Here is a 19,057-nt window from a genome sequence, read left to right on the forward strand (position 1 = left end):
TTACCACGGGATAAATTTATTGATAGTGCAAATGCCGCTGAAAAACTGAACATCCTGGTCGCACATTACGTTAAGCATCTGAGTCCACAGCAACAGGCAGCCTGCTATGATGACTATCAGTAAAACCCACCGTAATTTTTTCACTCCACTCTCCGCATCAGTACTTTATGTCGCCAGGATAACACGGCCTTCTTAAACCGCGGCTAACTGTAATACGAAAGGCAAGTTTAGGAATCATCGACTTGTTTCAAAACGTGTTCGTGTCAAAATCACGGCAAGGATCATACAAATAATGAGGCATCAATGCGATTAATCATTCGTACTATTGTGGTCGTGGCTATCTTATGGATTGGCGTATTATTAAGCGGCTACGGGGTATTATTCCACAGTGAAGAAAACGTCGGCGGCCTGGGCCTGAAGTGTCAATATCTCACCGCCCGTGGGGTCAGTACCGCACTTTATGTGCATTCCGATAGCGGCGTGATCGGCGTCAGCAGCTGCCCGCTGCTGCGTAAAAGCGCAACCGTCGTGGATAACGGCTAAGATCGAACCGGCGACCGCGACGATAGCGCCGCGGTCGCCGAATGCTTCAGCGCGGTCAGAAGGGGTAGTCGTTGTAGCCCATCTGCTCAGAAATCTTGCGCGCCGCCTGGTGCAGCATCGCCACATATTCATGCAAACGTTCTTCAGAGAACCGTAAGGTCGGGAAAGAGATGCTCAACCCGGCGATGACTACGCCGAAACGGTCGAATACCGGTACCCCAATGCAGCGTAGCCCCTCTTCCTGCTCTTCGTTATCTTCGCCGTATCCCTGCTCGCGAACGCCATCCAGCACCTTCAGCAACTCAGCGGTACTGGTGATGGTCCGCTCGGTGCTGCGTTTATACTCCACGCCGTCAAGGATCTGCTCCACTTCGCTGCGATCGCGCCACGCCAGCAGTACTTTGCCAATCGCGGTGCTGTACAGCGGATTGCGACGGCCGATACGAGAGTACATCCGCAGGTTATACATCGAATCAATCTTGTGAATATAAACAATACTGTCTTCATCCAGCGCGCCGAGATGGATCGTCTCTTTCGTCAGTCGGGAAAGTTCCCGCATCTGAATATCGGCGCTGCGCACCAGGTCGACGTTCTGCAGCGCGCGCGCCCCCAGCTCGAACAGTTTGAGCGTGAGGGAGTATTTCTCAGACTCTCCCTCCTGCGCCACATAGCCCAGTGATTTCATGGTCTGTAAAAAGCGATAAACGGTGCTTTTCGACATCATGACGCGCTGGGACAGTTCGGTAATGCCAATTTCACGCTCTTCACCCAGCGCCTGCAGGATGCCGAAAACCTTCAATACCGAAGAGACAGAATCTGGCTGTTTATCCAAATCTGCACCTGCCATTTATCACCTCGTCGTAACTGTTTTATAAAATTTAGAACCGGTTTTTATTATAAATTCGCCGCCTCTGCGCCGCAATCATTCTTCTGCCACTTCGTTACAAATCTGCGACATACGGCGGAATAATCAATGCTAAACTCATCATTCAAAAAACCGTTTCATTTAAGACTCATTTTCACCATGGATAAAAACTCTTCCGATGGCGTGCCGCTGCCGCAGCGCTATGGCGCCATTCTGACCATTGTGCTTGGGCTGACCATGGCCGTGCTCGACGGGGCCATCGCCAACGTCGCGCTGCCGACCATCGCCAGCGATCTTAACGCCTCCCCGGCGGCTTCAATCTGGATTGTTAACGCCTACCAAATCGCCATTGTGATCGCCCTGCTACCGCTCTCTTTCCTCGGCGACATGGTCGGCTATCGTCGTATCTATAAGATAGGCCTGGTGGTGTTTATCTTTACCTCGCTGGCCTGCGCCCTGTCGCGCAGCCTCGAAATGCTAACCTTCGCCCGCGTCGCCCAGGGGCTGGGCGGCGCCGCGCTGATGAGCGTAAACACCGCGTTGATCCGCCTGATTTATCCGCAGCGCTTTCTCGGTCGTGGCATGGGTATCAACTCCTTTGTCGTCGCCGTCTCTTCAGCAGCAGGCCCGACGATCGCCGCTGCGATCCTCTCCCTCGCCTCATGGCAATGGCTGTTTTTAATTAACGTGCCTCTCGGCATCGTCGCCTTACTTCTGGCGATGCGCTTTCTGCCGCCCAACAGCGCGCGCAGCAAAATCGTCCGCTTCGATTTGCCGAGCGCCATCATGAACGCGCTGACCTTCGGGCTGTTGATCACCGCCCTGAGCGGTTTCGCCCAGGGCCAGTCCACTCAGCTGGTGCTGGCGGAGGTCGCCGCTATGCTGGTGGTGGGCTTTTTCTTCGTTCGCCGTCAGCTCACGATGCCCGTCCCGCTGCTGCCGGTCGATCTGCTTCGCATCCCGCTCTTCTCCCTCTCTATCTGCACCTCCATCTGCTCTTTCTGTGCGCAAATGCTGGCGATGGTCTCTCTGCCCTTCTTCCTGCAAACAATGATCGGGCGCAGCGAAGTGGAGACCGGCCTGCTGCTGACGCCGTGGCCGCTGGCAACGATGGTGATGGCGCCGCTGGCCGGTTATTTAATTGAAAAATGCCATGCGGGGTTGCTGGGGGCCATTGGGCTGCTGGTTATGGCCTGCGGCCTGTTCGGCCTGGCGCTGCTTCCGGCGTCGCCCAGCGATCTGGATATTATCTGGCGTATGGCGCTGTGCGGCGCCGGCTTCGGGCTGTTCCAGTCGCCAAACAACCACACCATTGTCGCCTCGGCCCCGAGCCATCGCAGCGGCGGCGCCAGCGGCATGCTGGGTACCGCTCGCCTGCTCGGCCAGAGCACCGGCGCCGCGCTGGTGGCCCTTTTATTCAACCTGCTCGGCAACAGCGGCACCCACACCGCCCTGCTGCTGGCCGGCATCCTGGCGACCGTCGCTGCGCTGATTAGCGGTCTGCGCGTCACTCAGCCGCGCGCAGCCTGACGATTAAGGACAAAAAAAATCCGCAGCCTTCGGGCTGCGGATTTTTATTTTCAGCGTCAGATTGACGGACTATTTCAGATATTCTCCGCTACGCAGCGCTTCAATACGCTTGTCCAGCGGCGGGTGGGTCATAAACAGCTCGCTCATGGACTTCGCTTTACCGTTGATGCAGAACGCCATCATGCTGCTGGCTTCCTGCGGCTCATAGCTGGTTTTCAGGCGCTGCAGGGCGGCAATCATCTTTTCGCGGCCCACCAGACGCGCCGAGCCGGCATCAGCATGGAATTCGCGATAACGAGAGAACCACATGGTGATAATGCTGGCCAGAATACCGAACACCAGCTCCAGCACCGTGGCGACGGCGAAGTAGATCAGCGGGTTGCCATTGCTGCTCTCGCCTTCATCTTCCCGGTTGCCGCCGAGGAAGCCGGCCGCAATCTGCGCGATAACGCGGGAGATAAAGATAACGAAGGTGTTCACCACCCCCTGAATCAGAGTCATGGTGACCATATCGCCATTGGCGATGTGGCTGATTTCATGGGCGATGACCGCTTCCGCTTCATCACGGCTCATGTTTTGCAACAGCCCGGTACTGACAGCGACCAGCGAGGCGTCGCGACGCGCACCGGTAGCGAAGGCGTTGATGTCAGGGGCGTGATAGATAGCCACCTGCGGCATGGCAATGCCCGCCTGCTGCGCCTGCTGCGCAACGGTGTTCATCAGCCAGCGTTCCGTTTCGTTGCGCGGCTGCTCGATCACTTCCCCACCCACAGACTTCAGCGCCATCCATTTCGACATCATCAGCGAAACGATAGAACCACCGAAGCCGAACAGCAGGGCCATAATCAACAGACCGGTCATGCTGCTGGATTGGATCCCCGTGAGGCTTAACACCAGCCCGAACACGACCATCACTGCCAGGTTCGTCAGCAGGAAAAGCGCGATTCGCATCATAATTTTCTTTTTACCTCAATTTAACAAAACGCACTATGCGATTACCCACATCGTATGGGTCAGGCTGCAATTTTCAACCATCAACCCCCGCTAAGTCACGATAAAAACACAACTTTACATTTTGTAGCATCTTGCTGACAGCGGCAGAGCAGGTTGACATTTTGTTAGATGAGCTGAATGGCGATGACAAAGGGCATAAAAAAAACGGGCACCTCTCAGGGTGCCCGTTGGCGACTTATTGGCTGGCCGGCGGTTCCACCGCTGGGCGCGCTTTTTCGAGATGGGCGAGGTCTACCGCGATATGGACCGTCTCATCAAGATACGGATCCGGCTCCTGGTAATCCTTCGGCAAATCGTCCAGTTTTTTCAGCGGCGGTTTGCCTTCGCGTTTCAGGCGATCGTTAATCCGCGCCAGACGAATCGCATCATCCTCTTCGTTCTCTTTTTCACGCTGAGCGTAGTTCAGAGAGACGATGTTACGTTTGTCCTTCATCGCGTTATAACGGGCAATATCCTTCATGATGTACTGGAACTCAGGATTCTGGGCAATACGCTCGTCGTGGCGCTTGAGCAGTTCCGGTCCAAATGGGGTCAGATCCCCGGACTTCACGTAGGTGGCCGCGTTGATGCTATCCCACGGCAGCGCGTTGTCTTCATACTGCTCGCCGGTTTCGCGATCTTCATTGCCGGTTGGCATCATGATATCCGGCGTAACGCCTTTGCGCTGAGTACTGCCGCCGTTAATGCGGTAGAACTTCTGGATAGTGTACTGCACGGAACCTAACGCCGGCCAGTCCGGACGCAGCATCTGATCGTAGATACGATTCAACGAGCGATACTGCTGTACGGTACCTTTACCGAAGGTCGGCTCGCCAACGATCAGCGCGCGGCCATAATCCTGCATTGCGGCGGCAAAGATCTCAGACGCCGAGGCGCTAAAGCGGTCAACCAGCACCACCAGCGGCCCTTTGTAATAGACTACGCCATCGTTATCGCTGTCTTCGCGCACCTTGCCATTGTTATCCCGCACCTGCACCACCGGGCCGGACGGAATAAACAGCCCCGACAGCGATACCGCTTCGGTCAGCGCCCCGCCGCCGTTGCTGCGCAGATCGATAACGATGCTACTGACGTTCTGTTTTTCCAGCTTCTGCAGCTGCACCTTCACGTCATCGGTCAGGCCAACGTAAAAGCCCGGGATATCCAGCACGCCGACTTTTTCTTTACCAACGGTTTTCACCGACATCTTCACCGCGCGATCTTCCAAACGGATGCGCTCGCGGGTCAGGGTGACGATACGCGTCTTGGCCCCTTTGCCGGCCGGCAGGATCTCAAGGCGAACCTTGCTGCCCTTCGGCCCTTTAATTAGCGCCACGACGTCATCCAGACGCCAGCCAATGACATCGACCATCGACTTCCCGGTCTGGCCGACGCCGACGATGCGGTCGCCGACGCTGATCGCTTTGCTCTTCGCAGCCGGACCACCGGCCACCAGCGAATTAATCACCGTGTAGTCATCATCCATCTGCAGCACAGCGCCGATCCCTTCGAGTGAGAGACTCATCTCGGTGTTGAACTGCTCGGTATTGCGCGGCGACAGATAGTTGGTGTGCGGGTCGATTTCGCGGGCGAAGGCGGTCATCGCCAGCGAGAAGACATCCTCGCTGTTGGTTTGCGCCAGACGACGGATAGCGAACTTGTAGCGACGGGTTAAGGTGTCGCGGATCTCTTTATCGTCTTTTCCCGCCAGCTTCAGGCTTAACTGGTCAAATTTAACCTTGGCGTCCCACAGCTTGTTCAGCTCGGCCTCGTCTTTCGGCCACGGCGCTTTGGAGCGGTCAAGGTTGAAATTGTCGTTGCCGGTAAAGTCCATCGGACGTTCCAGCACCTTCAAAGCATACTGATAGCGTTCGAAGCGGCGCTGCTGCGCCAGGTTGTAGAGGTCGTAGAAGACGTCCAGTTTCCCGGTGCGCAGTTCGTCGCCGATTTGGTCTTTTTTCGCCGCGAACTTCGCCACATCGCTGGCCAGCAGCACATTATGGCTGTAGTCCAGCAGGTTCAGATAACGGTCAAAAATTTTTGCCGAGAAGGCGTTGTCGAGATCGAACTGACGGTAGTGAGAGCGGGTAAAGCGCGACGTCACGCGCTCGCTCACCGTCGCGTGCTGCGGCTCTTCTTTCAGCACGGGGATTTGATCTGCACGGGTTATTTCATCAACAGCGAAAGCATGGCCTGCTATTGCCAGCAGGCCCGCAAGCGCGGTGATTTTAAAAAATGTGTTCATGCCTGGCCCGGCCTCCGTTTCAGAACACCAGGTGTTCTGCGCGTACAATCATTGACATACCAGAAGTCAGCTGTACACGAACGCCATCTTTGGTGATTTCCAGAACGGTGGCGTCCATTGCGTTATTGCCTGCTTTTACCTTCAGCGCCTGGCCGACGGTCAGAACGGAAACATCCGATACCGGAGTAAGACGCTCTTCACGCGGAGCTTTGGCCGCAACAGGACGCGGTTTACGCTGTTCAGCGCCCTCTTTACGACGCGGCTGCTGAGGACGCGGTTTACGCTCGCGGCGAACGCCTTCATCCGGCTGGCCTGCAGCGGCAGCGGCCTCGCGTTTTTTCGCCTGCTGGGCAGCGCGCTGCGCCTGAACGCGAGCTTTCGCTTCTTCCAGCTGCTGACGCGCATGGGCAATGTGCTGCTCTTCCAGTTCGCCGCACGGGTTGCCGTCCAGGTCAACGCGGATAGCGCCGGCTTTTACGCCGTAGAGATAGCGCCAGCTCGAGGTGTAAAGACGTAATGCAGCGCGAAGCTGGGTTTTGCTGAGATTCATCTCACCACCCACTCGCTCAACGAGATCCTGAAAAATTCCGATTTTCAGGGGGCGCGCTTCGCCTTCAGCGCTGAAGCACTGAGGGAAACGTTCGGCCAGAAAGGCGATAACTTCTTTACTGCTATTCAACTTAGGTTGATTTTCCATGAAATTTCCTGATTACAACGGACGTAGCCAACAAGCCGCAGGCATGAACAGGCGACATTATAATGACGTCCTCGCTAAATGCTACGTTATCCGTTGATTATCCCACGACACGGGTAAAGATTTTTTGATAATCAGTGGCCGCGATAAGTTTTTCCAGATGCTCGACCAGTGTGCGCAACCCCTGCTCATCTTCAGCAGTGAAGCGGCCGTAAGCCGGACTGTCGATATCCAGCACGCCGATAATCTGGTCGTTCACGCGCAGGGGGAAGACAATTTCCGAATTACTGGCGGCATCGCAGGCAATGTGGCCGTCAAAGGCGTGGACGTCCTCGACGCGCTGCACCTGGGCTTGCGCCACCGCCGCGCCGCATACGCCGCGCCCAACCGGGATCCGGACGCAGGCCAGTTTGCCCTGGAACGGCCCCAGCACCAGAGTATCGCCTTCCAGAAGATAGAAACCGGCCCAGTTGACCTCGCCCAGTCGTTCAAACAGCAGCGCGCTGGTATTAGCGATCATCGCCAGAAAACTGGTTTCACCTGCCATTAATGCCTGGAAATCGCGGTTCAAATCCGCGTAAAATTCTGTTTTGCTCATTATATCTTCACTTGGTTGTCTTACTGCCTCATACGTACAGCCTACTAAAATAAGCATTAAATGCGCTTGGGCTCAAGATGAATTCATTCATAGGTTAAGATAGTGAGATACATTCATTCCTGTACGTAATAAATGCCGATAAAAACACCCACCCTTAAGCCTGCGAATAAGATGGTCGTGCATGCCGTCAGCACGCCGCTTCCCTATGCGCATTATCAGCGCTGTACGCAGTGTGACATGCTGTTCCGCTTACCGGTGCTCAAACGCAACCAAAGCGCCTGGTGTCCACGCTGTAACGCGAAGGTGCGCGATGGCCGCGACTGGTCGCTGACCCGTCTGGGCAGCATGGCCCTGGCCATGCTGCTGTTAATGCCCTTTGCCTGGTCCGAACCCCTACTGCGCCTTCACCTGCTGGGGGTTCGCATTGACGCCAACGTCCTGCAGGGGATTTGGCAGATGACCGCGCAGGGCGACCCGCTTACCGCCGCGATGGTGCTGTTTTGCGCGGTGGTCGCCCCGGTACTGCTGGTGGTCTCGATTAGCTATCTGTGGCTGGGCAACGTGCTGGGGATGAACCTGCGCCCGGTGCTGCTAATGCTCGATAAGCTCAAGGAGTGGGTGATGCTGGATATCTATCTGGTGGGCATCGGCGTCGCCTCCATCAAGGTGCAGGATTACGCCTTTCTGCAGCCCGGCATCGGCCTGGTGGCGTTTATCTCCCTGACGCTGCTGAGTATCCTGACGCTTATCCATATGAACGTCGAAGAGCTATGGGAGCGCTTCTATCCCGAACGGCCGGCGACCCGCGCCGATAACAATCTGCAGGTGTGCACCGGCTGCCACTACACCGGCTACCGCGACGCCCGCGGCCGCTGCCGACGCTGCCACACGCCGCTGCACCATCGCCGGCCGCAGAGCCTGCAGCGCAGCTGGGCGGCGCTGATTGCCTCGCTGGTTTTCCTCCTACCGGCCAACCTGCTGCCGATCTCTATCATCTACGTCAACGGCGCGCGCCAGGAAGACACCATCCTTTCCGGGATCATCTCCCTCGCCAGCAGCAATATCGCCATCGCCGGCGTGGTGTTTATCGCCAGTATTTTGGTGCCATTCACCAAAGTTATAGTGTTATTTACCCTGCTGCTCAGCATACAATTCAAGTGCGAGCAGGGGCTGCGCACCCGCATCCTGCTGCTGCGGCTGATAACCTGGATTGGCCGCTGGTCGATGCTGGATCTGTTTGTTATCTCACTCACCATGTCGCTCATTAATCGCGATCAGCTCCTCGCCTTTACGATGGGGCCGGCCGCGGTTTACTTTGGCGGCGCGGTAATTTTAACTATTCTTGCAGTTGAATGGCTGGACAGCCGCTTACTTTGGGACGCACATGAGTCAGGAAACGCCCGCTTCGCAGACTGAAGCCAGAATAAAAACCAAACGTCGTATCTCGCCATTCTGGCTGTTGCCGGTCATCGCGCTGCTGATTGCCGCCTGGCTCATCTGGACCAGCTTTGACGACCGCGGATCGACGATTACTATCGATTTCCAGTCTGCTAACGGCATCGTGCCGGGGCGGACGCCTATCCGCTATCAGGGGGTGGAAGTCGGTACCGTCCAGGATATTAGTCTCAGTAAAGACCTGAGCAAGATTGAAGTTTCCGCCAGCATCAAGCGCGATATGAAAGAGGCGCTGCGCAAAGATACGCAGTTCTGGCTGGTCACGCCGAAAGCCTCTCTGGCCGGCGTGTCGGGCCTCGATGCGCTGGTGGGCGGGAACTATATCGGCATGATGCCGGGCAAGGGCGAACCCGAAGATCACTTCGTCGCCCTCGACACTCAGCCAAAATACCGTATCAACAACGGCGAGCTGATGATCCACCTGCAGGCGCCCGACCTTGGCTCTCTGAGCAGCGGCTCGCTGGTCTACTTCCGTAAGATCCCGGTCGGGCGGGTGTATGACTTCACGCTGAATGATAATAATCAGGGGGTCACCATTGATGTGCTGATCGAGCGCCGGTTCACCAACCTGGTGAAAAAAGGCAGCCGTTTCTGGAACGTCTCGGGGATCAAAGCCGATGTCGGCCTGAGCGGGGCCAAAGTGCAGCTGGAGAACCTTTCCGCGCTGGTGAACGGTGCCATCGCCTTTGACTCCCCTGCCGATTCGCAGGTCGCGTCGCAAAACGATGACTATCATCTGTATGAAGACCTGGCGCACAGCCAGCGCGGGGTGGTGGTGACCCTTGACCTGCCTGACGGCGACGGCCTGAAAGCGGGCTCGACGCCGCTGATGTATCAGGGGCTGGAAGTGGGCCAGTTAAGCAAACTGAATCTTAACCCCGGCGGCAAAGTCACTGGCGAGATGACCGTCGATCCGAGCGTGGTGACCCTGCTGCGGGAGAAAACGTTGATTCAGATGAAGAAGCCGAAGATCTCCCTCGATAACCCCAGCGTCAGCGCCCTGCTCACCGGCAATACCTTTGAGCTGGTGCCCGGCGAAGGCGAGCCGCGTAATCACTTCTCCGTCATGCCAGCGGATAAAGCGCTGCTGGAGGAGCCCAATGTCGCCACCGTCACCCTATCGGCGCCGGAGAGCTACGGGATCGACGGCGGCCAGCCGCTGGTGCTTCACGGAGTGAAAGTCGGCCAGGTGCTGGAGCGCAAGCTGACGGCCAAAGGGGTAACCTTCCAGGTGGCGATTGCCCCGGAATACCGCGATCTGATTCGCGGCGACAGCAAGTTTGTGGTGAACAGTCGTCTGGACGTCAAAGTGGGACTTGATGGCGTGCAGGTGCTGGGCGCCAGCGCCAGCGAATGGGTGAACGGCGGGATCCGGGTGATCCCGGGTGAAAAAGGCGAAATGCAGAGCAGCTATCCGCTGTACGCCAACCTCGAAAAGGCGCAGGAAAACAGCCTGAGCGAAGTGCCGACCACCACTCTGAGCCTCTCCGCTGAGACGCTGCCTGACGTTCAGGCTGGCTCGGTGGTGCTGTATCGTAAATTCGCCGTCGGCGAGATCATCGCCGTCAAACCGCGCAAAGACGCTTTCGATATCGATCTGCATATCAAGCCCGAGTACCGCTACCTGCTGACCAACAACAGCGTCTTCTGGGCGGAAGGGGGTGCGAAGGTTAAACTTGACGGCAACGGACTCACCGTTCAGGCCTCGCCGCTGGCCCGCGCCATAAAAGGGGCGATCAGTTTCGATAACCTCAACGGCAGCAGCGCCAATGCGCGGCTGAATAACAAACGTATCCTTTACGCTTCTGAAACGGCGGCGCGCGCCGTGGGCGGCCAGATCACCCTGCATGCGTTCGACGCCGGGAAGATGGCGGCCGGGATGCCGATTCGCTATCTCGGCATCGATATCGGTCAGATCCAGTCGCTGGAGCTGATCACCGCCAAAAACGAGGTGCAGGCGAAAGCCGTGCTTTATCCGGAATACGTCGGCACGTTTGCCCGCGCCGGGACCCGCTTCTCGGTGATCACCCCGCAGATCTCCGCCGCGGGCGTGGAGCATCTCGACACCCTGTTCCAGTCCTATATTAACGTTGAGCCCGGACGCGGCCCGGCGCGCCGCGACTTTGAGATCCAGGATACGACGATCAGCGACTCGCGCTATATCGACGGCCTGAATATCGTGGTGGAAGCGCCGGAGGCCGGATCGCTCGGCATCGGTACGCCGGTGCTGTTCCGCGGCCTGGAAGTCGGGACGGTGACCGGTCTGTCGCTGGGATCGATGTCTGACCGGGTCATGGTTAAGATGCGCATCAGCAAGCGCTACCAGTACCTGGTGCGCAATAACTCGGTGTTCTGGCTGGCCTCGGGTTACAGCCTCGACTTCGGCCTGGTTGGCGGCGTGGTGAAAACCGGGACCTTCAATCAGTTTATCCGCGGCGGGATCGCCTTTGCCACGCCGCCGGGTACGCCGCTGGCGCCGAAGGCCCAGGACGGCAAGCACTTCCTGCTGCTGGAGAGCGAGCCGAAAGAGTGGCGGGAGTGGGGCACCGCCCTGCCGCAGTAATCCTCGCCTCCCCTTCTCCCGCCCCGGCAAACGCCGGGCGCGGGCAGACACAAACCTCACGCCCCGGTGTCCTGCACCGGGGCGTTTGTGCTAAACTGCGCACCCTTTTTTTCTGTGGTGCGCTGCCTGTGGCCGAAAATACTGTCTATTTCCCTGAAGCGTTTCTCGCTCAAATGCGCGCGGCGATGCCGGCTCATCTCTCTTTCGACGATTTTATCGCCGCCTGTCAGCGCCCGCTACGCCGAAGTATTCGCGTCAATACGCTGAAAATCAGCGTCGATGATTTTCTCTCTCTGGTCGCCCCCTATGGTTGGCAGCTGACGCCGGTCCCGTGGTGCGAGGAGGGATTCTGGATCGAGCGGGACGACGACGACGCGCTGCCGCTGGGCAGCACCGCCGAACATCTCAGCGGTCTGTTCTATATACAGGAAGCAAGCTCAATGCTGCCGGTCGCCGCCCTGTTCGCCGATAACCCGCAGCCTGAACGAGTCATGGACGTTGCTGCCGCTCCGGGGTCGAAAACCACCCAGATCGCCGCCCGGATGAGCAATGCGGGCGGCATCCTGGCGAATGAGTTCTCCGCCAGCCGGGTGAAAGTGCTGCATGCCAACATCAGCCGCTGCGGCATCAGCAACGTCGCCCTGACCCATTTCGACGGCCGGGTGTTCGGCGCGGCATTGCCCGAAGCCTTCGACGCCGTTCTGCTTGATGCCCCCTGCTCCGGCGAAGGGGTGGTACGCAAAGATGCGGACGCGCTGAAAAACTGGTCGCCGGAGAGCAACCTCGACATCGCCGCCACCCAGCGCGAGCTTATCGACAGCGCTTTCCATGCCCTGCGCCCCGGCGGGACGCTGGTCTATTCGACCTGCACCCTGAACCGCGAAGAAAATCAGTCCGTCATTCACTGGCTGCTGTCCCGCTACCCGCAGGCGGTGGCGATCCAGCCGCTGGGAGAGCTGTTTCCCGGCGCGGCCGATGCCTTAACCGCCGAGGGATTTCTGCATGTCTTCCCGCAGATCTTCGATTGTGAAGGCTTCTTTGTCGCCCGCTTGCGCAAGACGGCGTCGATCGATCCGCTCCCGGCGCCGGGCTACAAGGTCGGCAAGTTCCCGTTTGCGCCGCTGAAGGGCCGGGAGGCCGCCGCGGCGACCGCCGCCGCCCGCGCTGTCGGGCTGGAATGGGACGCGAGCCACACGCTGTGGCAACGGGATAAAGAGCTGTGGCTGTTTCCGCAGTCTATGGAGCCTCTGTTTGGTCAGGTGCGGTTTTCGCGCATTGGCGTGCGTCTGGCGGAACTGCACAATAAGGGTTACCGCTGGCAGCATGAGGCGGTTATTGCCTTTGCCGCGCCGCAGCGCGCCTTCGAGCTGACGCTGGAGGAAGCGGAGGAATGGTATCGCGGACGCGACGTCTATCCGCAAACCCCGCCAGCGCAGGATGAAGTCATTGTCACCTTCCAGGGCGTGCCGCTGGGCCTGGCCAAGCGCGTCGGCTCCCGTCTGAAGAACAGTTACCCGCGCGAGCTGGTACGCGATGGGAAACTTTTTGCCGGCAAGGTGTGACGCCGCGCAAAAAATACGCACTTTTTGACTGGCGGTTTTCCCCCCATTGACTACGCTGAAAAATGACGGCCGCAACTGGTCGTACCACAACTCAGCTGAAAAAATGGGGTGAAGCGATGAGTAAAACCAATGTCCGCATCGGCGCGTTTGAGATAGACGATGCCGAACTGCATGGTGAACATCAGGGTGAGCGAACGTTAAGCATTCCCTGCAAATCCGATCCAGATTTATGTATGCAGCTTGACGCCTGGGATGCCGACACCAGCGTTCCCGCGATTCTCAATGGTGAACATTCCGTCCTCTACCGTAAACATTACGACCGCCAGTCCGATGCCTGGGTCATGCGCCTTGCCTGACGCCAATGAACCCGTCGCCTGAGACGGGTTATTTATTTCCCCGTCCCGCCGTCATCCCCTACACTAAACAGTATGTCCCCCCGAACATGAGGCCAGGATGTTTGCCTTAGTGTTGTTTATTTGCTATCTGGATGGCGGCTGCGAGGACATTGTGGTGGACGTCTACCGCGAGGAAACGCAGTGCCTGGTGGCGATGGAAGATCAGCGGATCCGCCACGGCGGCTGCTACCCGATAGAAGATTTTATTGACGGCTTCTGGCAACCCGCCAGCGAATACAGTGACTTTTAGTCTGCCGACTGCAGCGCCACCAGCGTCAGCGTGCCGCCGAACACAGCGCCGGTGTCAATATAGTGTTGATTGTCGTAGTCATAACGCGCGCGAAGCGGCGTATGGCCAAACCAGAAATGGTCAGCCCCGGCGATAGCGCCATGACGCCCGGCCAGATGTTCACTCAGACGATGGCGGCTCCACAGGACCCGCTGGGGATCCACCGGCTGCTGCCAGCGATAGACCGGCGCCGGATAATCGGCATGGGCGATCACATGCCGCACTTTTGCGCACTCCACTTCAATAATCAACGGCAGCCGCTGACAGCGCGCCAGCAGGCGATCGACGTCATCCCGCTGCCGCACGTTGCTCCGGGCGTACCAGTCGCCGCCGTTCATCTGCCAGAGCGTCATATCTCCGCTCTCCAGCGCCTCGAGCGCCATCTGCTCATGATTCCCGCGCACGGCCCGGAACCAGCGGCTGCGCAACAGGCCGAGACAGTCAGCGCTTTGCGGCCCGCGATCGATCAGATCGCCCACCGAGATCAGCAGATCGGCCCAGGGATCAAAGCGCAGTCGGCGCAGGCGCGCCATCAGCAGCGCAAAGCAGCCATGCAGATCGCCCATCAGCCAGATATTACGCCAGTCTCTGCCATTAATACGCTGATACATATAATTACCTCTCTGCTGTAATTATAGGTAATTCCAGCGTATAGCCGCTGTTTTTTATTTACACCTCAATCGATTTTAAACAAACGGCAAATATAGTCGGCCAGAGGATTAAGCTTATCAGCGCCTCGTTTTAAAATAGCAGGAAATAACAACGAGGTGTTTATCGTGACAGACAATAGCCTGCATTCATCCAGCGTGCTCACGCCGCGCTCGCATCTCATTGCCGATCTGGTGATGGGTAGATTAACACCCGCACCTATATGGCGGCAGAAAAATTACCGCTTTAAATTTCTGCTGCGCACGGCATTATTTTATAGCCCGACCAAAGCGATGCTGGAGGCGCTGAGCGCTCGTGACGATTTTAACCAGCTGCTGGCGGCGCAGGCGACGCTGCCGGGGAAAGTGCACCGTCAATATCTAACGCGCGATCTCAACGCCTGGCAGCGGGCGATGGCGGTAATAAGCCATTATCGCTATGTCGATACCCTGCGCGGTTCCCGGCTGGCGCATGCCATGACCGCGGTGTGCGAGGTCCCGTTGCTGACGCTCAATGGAAAGGATGAGCGCCAGTTTTCCCTCTCGGCCTCTTCGGCCGGGAAGGCCGAGCGTGAGGGTGAAACCACCCTGTGGCTGCGCGACAGCGATCATACCCTGCTGGCCAGCGCCACCTTCAGCGTGACCTGGGATGGCGAAGCCTGGCAACTGATCATCGGCGGCTTGCAGGGACCGCGACGCCACGTTTCTCATGAGGTGATCAAGCAGGCGACCCGCGCCTGCTACGGTCTGTTCCCGAAGCGCCTGCTGCTGGAGTTTATCTGGCTGCTGGCCGCTCGCAGCCATATCGCAGCGATTTACGGCGTTAGCGATAATGGCCATGTGTTTCGCGCCCTGCGCTATCGCCTGAGCAAGGGGCGCCATTTCCACGCCAGCTACGACGAATTCTGGCAATCCATCGACGGCAAGCCGGAAAGCCCCTGGCGCTGGCAGCTACCGCTGCGTCTGGAAAGAAAACCGCTGGAGAGCATCGCCAGTAAAAAACGGGCCGAATACCGGCGTCGATTCCAGCTGCTGGATCAGCTGGCGGAGCAGGTGGCAATATTGACGCAGCCACTGCCGGGCGAGTAATTTCACGACCAGTGAACTCGCCCCGTCACGCGGCGTTTGCTTATTATGTTCTTATTTCGCTACTATCATGGTCCCCGCAGACCACTGGATAGTCGTTAGCATGATGAGTAAAACCGAAATTTTCCTGCTGATTATTCTCGCGGTCGTCCTGCTGGGCAGCATATGGTTTATTTTCAGCGATGAAATTTGGCTTTTACTCTGCTATCTGGAAAGTCAGATATTTCCCACCTTCAGCGTTCCGGAATAATACCGGACGCTCGGAACTACGCCCCTCAATATTATTTCCCGCCCTTTCGTGGGGCGCGGACGGCTAATCGCATGAATTGCCAAATCAATAAGGTTTTGTTTATTCTATTTATCATACAAATATGTATACTAGCAGCCTTCCGATGTTGGCCCGCCAGTTAACCTGCACGCCGGGCCTGTTTAGGTGCAGGTTTTTTCTTTTCCTCTCCCCTCGCTTACGGTTCCGCCTTCCCCATACCGTTCTTCCGCAGGATGCAATTTGTGTGTAAATGAATTGTGTATGCTAAAAACGGTGTGCTATAACGGGACATCCAGAGGCCAGCCTGGTGATTGACTGAATTGACTGAATTGACTGACAGGATGTCGCTGGTGATCGCGAAAGCAGACAGATTAAGATAAAAAGAGACCGAATACGATTCCTGTATTCGGTCCAGGGAAATGGCTCTTGGGAGAGAGCCGTGCGCTAAAAGTTGGCATTAATGCAGGCTAAGTCGCCTTGCACTATAAGAATAGTTTAACGCGTCAGCTTTTCCAGTCTGCGGCCAATGTGGCCGAATAATTCCTTGAAAAGTGGGCGCTGCCAGCCAAAAAACCGCCACTGCCGTTGTCCGGCAAGGGCGGTTTTTTTTATGCTATTACAGCGAGATAGCGCGAAAATCTAGCAGAGCTTCTGCGCGCGCTCGATAAACGGCGCGAGGCTCATTTTTTGCCCAGGATGCTGCGGATCGTCGATCTGGATCACTGAGATCGGCTGGGCGGTGGTTTTGCCGGCTTTGACCTGCTGCTCAGCCACCTCATTGAGCGGATACTGGACCAGAGTGCTCGGGTTGATAGCGTAAAGGGCATTGCCCGGACGACAGGTCAACATCACCTCTTCACGGTTGAACGCCCAGCTTTCCTTCCCTACCTCAAAGCGGCTCACGGTGATAATTTGCGGCGCCGCCAGTGCAGCGCCGGAGCTTGCCAGTAACAACATGGTCAGAACAATTTTTTTCATGATTTTGCCAGTTAATTCAATAAGGTTCCCAGGTGGCAAACAGACTGACGGCCAGCAGCGCCAGCGCGCCCAGCCCTATCTCAGCCTGCGTGGTTCGCAGGATCAGACTTTCCGCCCGCGAACCGCTTGCCGACATGCGCGGTACCAGAACATACCTGTTCACTAACGCAATTACCACCATCCCGGCCACCAGCGCACATTTGATCAACAGCAGACGTCCCCAGGGCGATGCGCCAATCATCCCTCCCTGGATCAACAGCGCATTGATCGCCCCGCTGGCAAGGGTGCCGGCGACGGCCAGATGCCCGTAACGTGAAAAGCGCGCCATGGTATAGACCGCGGCCTGCCGCCAGCGCCCCTGCGCCAGGCGCAGGCAATAGATAAAGGGCAACAGGCCGCCGAACCAGCTGGCAACGCAGAAGAGGTGGACAGCATGATTAGTCCGCTGCAGGGCGCCGAGTAAACCATCATGCATGGCGGCATGCCCTACCCCAGCGGAAAGCAGCAGCTGGGCCGCCAGCAGGGCCACCAGCTGGCGAGCGCCATGTCGGGGACGGATCCACACTACGGCGAGGGCGATCCACGCCAGCAGGATCTGCCAAATCCACACCCCGCCGAAGCGGGTGCCCGCCACCGCCCGCCAGACGGCGGGTTGCCAGACATCCGCCCAGCCGTCGCCCATCAATCCCCCCTGCAGCAGATACAGCGCCAGGGTAGAGAGGGCGCCGATCAGCAGCAGCGGGCGCAGCAGCGGATAGAAGCGCAGCATCAGTACGCGTCGCAGCGGCACCGGCGCCCACCAGGCGCCATACAGCACGCAGCCAAAAGCCAGCATCAGGGTGATAAAGTGCCCAAAGCGCAGAGTAATGTAGAGCCCGGTCAGCATCGCTTACTTCACGCTAAAGGTGTATTGCCCTTTGGTTTTATGGCCATCCACTGAGACCACATGCCAAGCCACCGTGTATTCTCCCGGCGGCAAGGTTTCCGCTACAGGCACGGTGACCTGGGCGGGGTTGTCGGCGCTGCGGGTCAGTTTGCCGGTGGCCACCGCATGCTGCTGTGGACCGGTGACGGTCACGCCGCTGAACGCGGGTTCAATGCCTTCGGAGAAACTGAGCGTCAACGTCTGCGGGGAGGCCGCCAGCTGCGCTCCGGCGGCGGGGATCTGCTGCTGCAGGTGAGCGTGGGCAAGCGCGCCCGCCGCGGTTAATAGCCCGGCAAACGCAACGGAGAGGCGCAATGCGCGTCCAGCAAGAAGTCGCATATTCGTCATTCCCTTTTGTTATGTCTGTAGCACAGAGAATAACCCTGTATAATGGCAGAGTCGAGCCGGGCGTCAGGCCCTGACCGGGTTTACAAGCAGAGTGGAGTGGATGATGGAAAGAAATCTGGCCAAAATTTCGCAAGATGAGATGGATAAAGTTAACGTCGATCTCGCCGCCGCCGGCGTCGCCTTTAAAGAGCGGTATAATATGCCGGTGGTCGCTGATTTGGTCGAGCGTGAACAGCCCGCCCATCTGCGCGACTGGTTCCGCGAACGGCTGATCGCCCATCGGCTGGCCTCCGTTTCACTGTCCCGCCTGCCCTGGGAGCCGAAACAGAAATAATGCCTACTTGCCCCCTCGCCGTCGGTTGGCAAGCCCGGCCAATTACTTTACGCTTATTGTTTTGCTCTGGAGCGAGCCATGCTGCGCGTCATTGATACCGAAACCTGCGGACTGCAGGGGGGCATCGTTGAAATCGCCTCGGTCGACATTGTCGACGGGCAAATCACCAATCCCATGAGTCATCTGGTGCGTCCTGACCGCCCCATCAGCCCGCAGGCGATGGCTATCCACCGGATTACCGAAGAGATGGTCGCCGATAAGCCGTGGATTGAGGAGATTATTCCGCACTATCATGGCAGCCCGTGGTACGTCGCGCATAACGCCAGCTTCGATCGTCGGGTGCTACCGGAGATGCATGGCGAGTGGATCTGTACGATGAAGCTGGCCCGCCGGCTGTGGCCGGGGATCAAATACAGTAATATGGGGCTCTATAAATCACGTAAGCTGAACGTGGCCACGCCGCCGGGGCTGCATCACCACCGGGCGCTGTATGACTGCTATATCACCGCTGCGCTGCTGCTGGATATCATCAACGTTTCCGGCTGGACGCCTGACGAAATGGCCGATATCACAGGTCGGCCGGCGCTGCTCACCACCTTTACCTTCGGCAAATATCGCGGTAAAGCCGTCGCCGAGATTGCTGAAAACGATCCAGGCTATCTGCGCTGGTTATTCAACAATCTCGACCGCATGAGCCCAGAACTGCGCCTCACGCTCAAGCATTACCTTGGGGAATAGC

General features: G+C 57.7%; 20 protein-coding genes and 1 pseudogene. 11 read left to right on the forward strand and 10 right to left on the reverse strand.

What is annotated here, in order from left to right; translation table 11 throughout:
* Positions 1-144: a PhoP/PhoQ regulator MgrB gene (gene mgrB, locus KHQ24_RS17125; protein WP_002911375.1), complete on the reverse strand. Its 144-nt coding sequence runs from the start codon at positions 142-144 to the stop codon at positions 1-3.
* Positions 145-303: 159 nt separating this feature from the next.
* On the opposite strand from mgrB, the gene KHQ24_RS17130 reads away from it, so the two are divergent.
* A complete protein-coding gene (locus KHQ24_RS17130) occupies positions 304-543 on the forward strand; it encodes a YobH family protein (RefSeq protein ID WP_004203368.1) in 240 nt (79 codons plus the stop codon).
* 55 nt (positions 544-598) lie between these two features.
* On the opposite strand, the gene kdgR is transcribed toward KHQ24_RS17130, so the two are convergent.
* The gene (gene kdgR, locus KHQ24_RS17135) at positions 599-1,390 is read right to left on the reverse strand and encodes a DNA-binding transcriptional regulator KdgR (protein ID WP_004203369.1); all 792 of its coding nucleotides are present in this window, start codon (positions 1,388-1,390) and stop codon (positions 599-601) included.
* Positions 1,391-1,567: 177 nt separating this feature from the next.
* Between kdgR and KHQ24_RS17140 the strand changes: the two genes are divergently transcribed.
* Complete coding sequence (locus tag KHQ24_RS17140; protein WP_004203370.1) at positions 1,568-2,938, forward strand: MFS transporter; 1,371 nt, start codon at positions 1,568-1,570, stop codon at positions 2,936-2,938.
* A 69-nt stretch (positions 2,939-3,007) separates the two neighbouring features.
* Here KHQ24_RS17140 and htpX read toward each other — a convergent pair whose 3' ends face one another.
* From htpX to KHQ24_RS17160, 4 genes and pseudogenes are all read right to left on the reverse strand, one after another.
* Positions 3,008-3,892 carry a protease HtpX gene (gene htpX / locus KHQ24_RS17145; RefSeq protein ID WP_004203371.1) on the reverse strand — a complete coding sequence of 295 codons (885 nt, stop codon included), beginning with the start codon at positions 3,890-3,892 and terminating at the stop codon, positions 3,008-3,010.
* A gap of 235 nt (positions 3,893-4,127) precedes the next feature.
* Entirely contained in the window at positions 4,128-6,176 is a 2,049-nt protein-coding gene (gene prc, locus KHQ24_RS17150) for a carboxy terminal-processing peptidase (protein ID WP_080846935.1), read from the reverse strand.
* Positions 6,177-6,195: 19 nt separating this feature from the next.
* The gene (proQ, locus tag KHQ24_RS17155) at positions 6,196-6,873 is read right to left on the reverse strand and encodes an RNA chaperone ProQ (RefSeq protein ID WP_004203375.1); all 678 of its coding nucleotides are present in this window, start codon (positions 6,871-6,873) and stop codon (positions 6,196-6,198) included.
* A gap of 81 nt (positions 6,874-6,954) precedes the next feature.
* Positions 6,955-7,468: pseudogene (locus KHQ24_RS17160) on the reverse strand (GAF domain-containing protein).
* Positions 7,469-7,600: 132 nt separating this feature from the next.
* Here KHQ24_RS17160 and yebS point away from each other — a divergent pair.
* The 5 genes from yebS (at position 7,601) to KHQ24_RS17185 (ending at position 13,693) form a co-directional block, all read left to right on the forward strand.
* Entirely contained in the window at positions 7,601-8,884 is a 1,284-nt protein-coding gene (yebS, locus tag KHQ24_RS17165; protein ID WP_004203379.1) for a membrane integrity lipid transport subunit YebS, read from the forward strand.
* Positions 8,853-11,486 carry a PqiB family protein gene (locus tag KHQ24_RS17170; protein ID WP_017900210.1) on the forward strand — a complete coding sequence of 878 codons (2,634 nt, stop codon included), beginning with the start codon at positions 8,853-8,855 and terminating at the stop codon, positions 11,484-11,486. The genes yebS and KHQ24_RS17170 overlap by 32 nt, the downstream gene beginning before the upstream one ends.
* A 128-nt stretch (positions 11,487-11,614) precedes the next feature.
* Entirely contained in the window at positions 11,615-13,048 is a 1,434-nt protein-coding gene (rsmF, locus tag KHQ24_RS17175; RefSeq protein ID WP_114508269.1) for a 16S rRNA (cytosine(1407)-C(5))-methyltransferase RsmF, read from the forward strand.
* A 116-nt stretch (positions 13,049-13,164) separates the two neighbouring features.
* Entirely contained in the window at positions 13,165-13,404 is a 240-nt protein-coding gene (locus KHQ24_RS17180; RefSeq protein ID WP_002911393.1) for a YebV family protein, read from the forward strand.
* Between the two features lie 97 nt (positions 13,405-13,501).
* Positions 13,502-13,693 carry a YebW family protein gene (locus KHQ24_RS17185; protein ID WP_002911395.1) on the forward strand — a complete coding sequence of 64 codons (192 nt, stop codon included), beginning with the start codon at positions 13,502-13,504 and terminating at the stop codon, positions 13,691-13,693.
* Here the strand turns inward: KHQ24_RS17185 and pphA are convergent.
* Positions 13,690-14,343, reverse strand: coding sequence for a protein-serine/threonine phosphatase (gene pphA / locus KHQ24_RS17190; protein WP_032456309.1), 654 nt, complete (start codon positions 14,341-14,343; stop codon positions 13,690-13,692). The two genes, KHQ24_RS17185 and pphA, sit on opposite strands and share 4 nt — an antisense overlap.
* 156 nt (positions 14,344-14,499) lie before the next feature.
* On the opposite strand from pphA, the gene KHQ24_RS17195 reads away from it, so the two are divergent.
* Entirely contained in the window at positions 14,500-15,468 is a 969-nt protein-coding gene (locus KHQ24_RS17195) for a VirK/YbjX family protein (RefSeq protein WP_004203383.1), read from the forward strand.
* Between the two features lie 103 nt (positions 15,469-15,571).
* A complete protein-coding gene (locus tag KHQ24_RS17200) occupies positions 15,572-15,715 on the forward strand; it encodes an Ecr family regulatory small membrane protein (protein ID WP_032425946.1) in 144 nt (47 codons plus the stop codon).
* Positions 15,716-16,372: 657 nt separating this feature from the next.
* On the opposite strand, the gene KHQ24_RS17205 is transcribed toward KHQ24_RS17200, so the two are convergent.
* The 3 genes from KHQ24_RS17205 to yobA are packed head-to-tail and all read right to left on the reverse strand — an operon-like array spanning position 16,373 to position 17,975.
* Positions 16,373-16,711, reverse strand: coding sequence for a YebY family protein (locus KHQ24_RS17205; protein ID WP_002911404.1), 339 nt, complete (start codon positions 16,709-16,711; stop codon positions 16,373-16,375).
* 16 nt (positions 16,712-16,727) lie between these two features.
* Positions 16,728-17,597: a copper homeostasis membrane protein CopD gene (gene copD, locus KHQ24_RS17210; RefSeq protein WP_135722190.1), complete on the reverse strand. Its 870-nt coding sequence runs from the start codon at positions 17,595-17,597 to the stop codon at positions 16,728-16,730.
* Positions 17,598-17,600: 3 nt separating this feature from the next.
* Positions 17,601-17,975, reverse strand: a complete 375-nt coding sequence (gene yobA / locus KHQ24_RS17215) for a CopC domain-containing protein YobA (RefSeq protein WP_004203386.1) — start codon at positions 17,973-17,975, stop codon at positions 17,601-17,603.
* 112 nt (positions 17,976-18,087) lie between these two features.
* Here yobA and KHQ24_RS17220 point away from each other — a divergent pair, with 112 nt between their 5' ends.
* Both KHQ24_RS17220 and exoX read left to right on the forward strand, forming a co-directional pair.
* The gene (locus KHQ24_RS17220; RefSeq protein WP_002911406.1) at positions 18,088-18,318 is read left to right on the forward strand and encodes a DNA polymerase III subunit theta; all 231 of its coding nucleotides are present in this window, start codon (positions 18,088-18,090) and stop codon (positions 18,316-18,318) included.
* Between the two features lie 78 nt (positions 18,319-18,396).
* Positions 18,397-19,056 carry an exodeoxyribonuclease X gene (exoX, locus tag KHQ24_RS17225; RefSeq protein WP_004203387.1) on the forward strand — a complete coding sequence of 220 codons (660 nt, stop codon included), beginning with the start codon at positions 18,397-18,399 and terminating at the stop codon, positions 19,054-19,056.
* Position 19,057 lies beyond the last annotated feature (1 nt).

It is taken from the genome of Klebsiella sp. 54 (assembly GCF_018223875.1).
Lineage (GTDB): Bacteria > Pseudomonadota > Gammaproteobacteria > Enterobacterales > Enterobacteriaceae > Klebsiella > Klebsiella quasipneumoniae.